Raw genomic sequence first — 3,496 nt, 5'->3', positions numbered from 1 at the left:
GGGTGCTCATGCTGGTGGCCAGCCTGGGCGTGGCCAAGGGACTGCCCCCGGTGCCCGAGGGCGGACTCACGGCGTTGCTGCGCGCCCCGCGCTACGCCCTCCCCGAGGGCCTGTCCCTGGAGGGCGCCTCGGCGGTGCAGATGGTGGCCGACGGCACCGTGCTCGTCACGGGCGTGGCGGCGGGCACCATGGCGGCCGCTGTGGGCAGCGCCTGCACGGATGGCTCCGAGAAGACGGACGGCTACTATTGGCACCACCTCGCCACCGACAAGAACCACATCTCGACGCTGCGCGGTGGCCCGTGGACGCCCCGATTCGAGGACTTATTCGAGATGGCGGGGATGAGCCTGGATGCGAAAGAGAACCGCGTCTATCTCAAGGGTCACAAGGGCCCTCATTCCGAGGCGTACCACCAGGAGGTCTACCGTCGATTGGAAGCCGTGCTCTCCCAGTGCCGCACCCCGAAACAGTGCCGGAGCATCCTGGTGGACGAGCTCAAGAAGATCGCGGATGACGTCTGTACGCCGGGGACACTGCTCCACCAGCTGCTGACGACGACATGAGGCGCAACACCAGGTGAGGACGATGAGCCGTTTCTACGATCTGACGGACGACATGAGCCGGCCAGGACGCTGGCACCTCCGGCATCCCGTCGATGAGCACGGGCAGAAAATCGATCCCTGGCAATTCACCGAGAGCCGCCGGCTCGACGCCCATGGGCTCATCCGGTTTCCCGTGAAGCCAGACGGAACGGAGCTGGAGTTCACCCAGAGTTCCTTCTCCATCCCCGTGGTCCACCGTCGAGTCGTCCAGCTCTTCGAGCGCCTGGGCATCCAGGACGTTCAATTCCTCCCCGTCGAAGTCCAGAGCCACGCCGGGCCCTGGTTCATCCTCAATTCCCTGCGCGTCATCCGTTGCATCGACGAGGCCCGGTGCAGGGAAGTACGGCACTTCAAGCCCGAGGATGGCCAACCCGAGAAAGTGGGCCAGTACCGGGGCGTCTCGGGTTTGCGCATCGACCCGGCGAGAGCCGAAGGTGCCCACCTCTTCCGTCCCTGGGGCTGGACGGTGGCCCTCATCATCTCCGAGGACCTCAAGCAGGCCCTGGAGCGAGAGGGCGTCACGGGCACGCGCTTCACCGAGGTGTGAAACCAGCTCGCGGCACCACCACGGATTCTGGAGGGAAGGGAGCATCCCCGAACTCTGCCCCAGGGAGCGCGAATCCCCCAAAGGACGGCGAGTCCAAAACAAACGCAGGTGCACGACGCACCGAAGCTCATGCAGGCTACGCGGCATGAAGAGAGCCCGTCCGCCGCTGCGTCTGGTACTCGCGCTGGGATTCATCCTGAGTGCCGCGTGTGCCACCTCTCCGGCAGGTCCGCCCGAAGCCTCGCGCCCACGGGTGGAGCCGAAACAGGTGCGCACGACTCCACTGCCCGATGGCCGCCTGCGACTCTCCTTCGAGCCGGTGTTACCCGACCCCTCCCTGGAGCGAATGCGCCTGGAAGACGCCCGGGACGTGCTCACGTCCCTGCACGCGTCCCTGCGCCCCCAGCAGCCCACCCGGCCGCGGCTCGTCCTGGCCTCCACGGCCTCGGCGGAGCAGCCGCCCCCGGGCTGGCGCACGCTCCTTCACGAGGAGCTCCTCTCCCGCTTCGGCCCCTCCCGGCTCTCCCTGCCCCAGTCCCTGGAGACGAGCCCTGTCTTCCAGGCCCTGAAGCTGTCCCCCCGCTACATGGGCGCGGGCGTCCGCGAGGCGGCGCGCGAGCTGTTCTCCTCGCCCGTCTTCCTCTCCAGTGTCACCCTCTCGGTTTTCCTCTACTTCTCCGCCTGGCTGGCGCCCGAGCCGGTGTTCAGCAAGGCCTTCGTGGCCATGCTGACGCTGCGCCTGTCCCTGGCCGTGGGCGCGCTGGAGCTCACCCGGGTGGCGCTGGCCTGCGTCCAGTTGTACCGGGAAGCACACGCCGCCCGCACGCCGCGGCAACTCGAAGCGGTAGCCGAGCGCTTCGGCAAGGCGCTGGGCGGCACGGGGCTACGGGTGCTCCTATTGGTGGCCAGCCTGGGCATGGCCAAGGGACTGCCCCCGGTGCCCGAGGGCGGACTCACGGCGTTGCTGCGCGCCCCGCGCTACGCACTGCCCGAGGGCCTGTCCCTGGGGGGCGCGTCAGCGGTGCAGATGGTGGCCGACGGCACCGTGCTCGTCACGGGCGTGGCGGCGGGCACGGTGGCGACCTCAGCAGGCAGCGCCTGCACCGATGGCTCCGAGAAGGCGGACGGCTACTATTGGCACCACCTCGCCACCGACAAGAACGACATCTCGACGGTCTACGGCGGGCCGTGGACTCCGTTGTTCAAGTCGCTCTTCGCGAGGGCGGGGATGAACCTGGATGCAAAGGAGAACCTCGTCTATCTCGCGGGCCACAAAGGCCCTCATCCCGAGGACTATCATGTGGAGATCTACGAACGGCTCAAGACAGCTCTCGGACAATGCCGGACCCGGGAACGATGCCGGGATGCTTTGATACGGGCACTCGAGGAACTCGCACAGGAGGTGTGTACTCCCGGGTCACGGCTCTATCGGTTGGCAACGAGGAAGTAGAGCGCCCTCCAGGACACCTCGCATGAACCGGTACTTCAAATTGATGGATGACAGGCGTGCCCGCGATCGCTGGCACCTGGGGGCTCCCTTGGACGAGCAGGGGCAGGAGCTCGACCCCTGGCAATTCGACGAGGGGCGGAGCCTCGAGCTGGGGTGCGTGCCACACTTCCCGCTCGAGGTCCCCGGACACCCGCTGGACTTCTGCTGGGCCGCTTTCAGCATCCTCGTGGTCAGCGAGCGCTTCGTCCGGCTCCTCGAGCGGCTGCACGTCCACGAGGTGCAGGCCATTCCCGCCCGCGTGGACGCCCACCCGGAGCCCTATTTCATCCTCAATCCCTTACGAGTCATCCGCTGCATCGATGACGCCCGATGCGAGGAGGTGCGTTACTTCAAGCCCGAAGATGGCCAGCCGGAGAAGGTAGGCCAATACCGGGTGGTCGCGGGGATGCGAATCGATCCAACGAAAGTGGGAGATGCCCACCTCTTCCGTCCCTGGGGCTGGACGGTGGCCCTCATCGTCTCCGAGGACCTCAAGCAGGCCCTGGAGCGCGAGGGCATCACCGGCACACGCTTCCTTGAGGTGTGAAACCAGCTCGCGGCACCGCAAGGCCTTCGTGGCCCTGCTGACGCTGCGCCTCTCTGTGGCCGTGGGTGTGCTGGAGCTCACCCGCGTGGCCCTGGCCTGTGTCCAGCTGTACCGGGAAGCCCACGCGGCCACGACACCGCAGGAAATCGAGCGGGTGGCCGAGCGCTTCGGCAAGGCGCTGGGTGGCACGGGGTTACGGGTGCTCATGCTGGTGGCCAGCCTGGGCGTGGCCAAGGGACTGCCCCCGGTGCCCGAGGGCGGACTCACGGCGTTGCTGCGCGCCCCGCGCTACGCCCTCCCCGAGGGCCTGT

General features: G+C 67.6%; 4 protein-coding genes and 1 pseudogene. All 5 read left to right on the top strand.

Translation table 11 applies throughout. The features are described 5' to 3' along the window. A partial coding sequence (locus tag AC16DP_RS31145; protein ID WP_483956908.1) for an AHH domain-containing protein occupies window positions 1-563 on the top strand: 563 nt, incomplete at its 5' end. A 22-nt stretch (window positions 564-585) separates the two neighbouring features. After that, on the top strand, window positions 586-1,149 hold the full coding sequence (locus AC16DP_RS31140) for an imm11 family protein (protein ID WP_329728741.1): 564 nt from the start codon (window positions 586-588) through the stop codon (window positions 1,147-1,149). 145 nt (window positions 1,150-1,294) lie between these two features. Beyond that, window positions 1,295-2,599 (top strand): AHH domain-containing protein, encoded by a 1,305-nt coding sequence (locus tag AC16DP_RS31135; protein ID WP_329728740.1) that lies wholly within the window; start codon window positions 1,295-1,297, stop codon window positions 2,597-2,599. 22 nt (window positions 2,600-2,621) lie between these two features. Next, a complete protein-coding gene (locus AC16DP_RS31130) occupies window positions 2,622-3,185 on the top strand; it encodes an imm11 family protein (protein ID WP_329728739.1) in 564 nt (187 codons plus the stop codon). Between the two features lie 19 nt (window positions 3,186-3,204). After that, window positions 3,205-3,496: pseudogene (locus AC16DP_RS31125) on the top strand (AHH domain-containing protein); the annotation flags it as partial.

The sequence above is a fragment of the Archangium sp. genome, assembly GCF_057119385.1.
This window is presented reverse-complemented; position numbering and strand designations above follow the sequence as displayed.